The sequence below is a fragment of the Rhodopseudomonas sp. BR0C11 genome, assembly GCF_010820945.1.
Lineage (GTDB): Bacteria > Pseudomonadota > Alphaproteobacteria > Rhizobiales > Xanthobacteraceae > Rhodopseudomonas > Rhodopseudomonas palustris_H.
The window spans coordinates 1-903 of the sequence record NZ_QTKI01000763.1 but is presented as its reverse complement, the minus strand read 5'-3'; the positions used below and the strand labels follow the sequence as shown (position 1 = coordinate 903).

Sequence of the window (903 nt, the reverse complement as noted above, 5' to 3'; positions counted from 1 at the left end):
GAGCTTTCCAGAGGCTCAACGTATGGAGTTTAGATTGCTTCGTCGCTTCGCTCCTCGCAATGACGGTGGACGTGCGGGAGGCAAGCTACCACATCGACGCCTTGGCGCGTTCCGGCCAGGCGCGGTCGTAGGCTTCGCCGCCGACGCGGCCTTCGGTCATTGAAGCGAGGATTTCGCCGGGCGTCGGCAGCGATTCCTGTGCGACTTGCTTGCTTGGGTCCCACAGGCCGGAGCGGATCAGCGCTCGGCCGCATTGGAAGTAGATTTCCTCGACCGTCATCACGATCACAGTACGCGGCGCCTTGCCTTCGACGTCGAACGACATCCGCAAGGCCTCGTCGGCGGTGACGTAGCCGCGGCCGTTGATGCGCAGCGCGTTGATCGAGCCGGGGATCAGCAGCATCAGCGCGATGCGCGGATCGCGCACGACGTTACGCAGCGAGTCGATTCGGTTGTTGCCGCGGCGGTCGGGGATCAGCAGCGTGGTGTCGTCGTGGACACGAATGAAGCCCGGCACGTCGCCGCGCGGCGAGCAATCGAGTCCTTCGGGTCCGACGGTGGCGAGCGCTGCGAACGGCGACTTCTCGATCAGCGTGCGATAGGGCGGCGTGATCCAGTGCGCCACCTTTTCGGTGGAGGCGTCGTTCGGCACGCCATAGATCGCCTCTAGCGCCTCGACCGTGTCGAGCGCAGGGAAGGCGGTGCGGGGAGCGTCAGGGCTGCGGGCGTCCATGGCGGATGATCTCCAACAAGTCTTGGGCGTGGGCGATCGGATCGCCGACATTGCTGATGGTGACGTCGGGATGCGCTGCAACGCTGCGCCCGACGCGGTCGGTGATGCTGCCGTCGCTGGCGCGAGCCCGCGCCGCGATCCGCGCCGCCAGCACCTCGGCCGGCGCCGTG

1 protein-coding gene and 1 pseudogene are annotated in these 903 nt (G+C 66.8%); both read right to left on the bottom strand.

Going from position 1 to position 903, the window contains the following annotated elements:
• Window positions 1–85: 85 nt before the first annotated feature.
• Window positions 86–733: a pyridoxamine 5'-phosphate oxidase family protein gene (locus DYI24_RS27215; protein ID WP_164574529.1), complete on the bottom strand. Its 648-nt coding sequence runs from the start codon at window positions 731–733 to the stop codon at window positions 86–88.
• Window positions 714–903 (bottom strand): annotated as a pseudogene (locus DYI24_RS27210) (phosphonate metabolism protein/1,5-bisphosphokinase (PRPP-forming) PhnN); the annotation flags it as partial. The pseudogene DYI24_RS27210 and the gene DYI24_RS27215, both read right to left, overlap by 20 nt.

Excerpts from the sequence above, each read along its gene's own strand:
- DYI24_RS27215 (WP_164574529.1), bottom strand. The coding sequence starts at position 733 with ATGGACGCCCGCAGCCCTGACGCTCCCCGCACCGCCTTCCCTGCGCTC.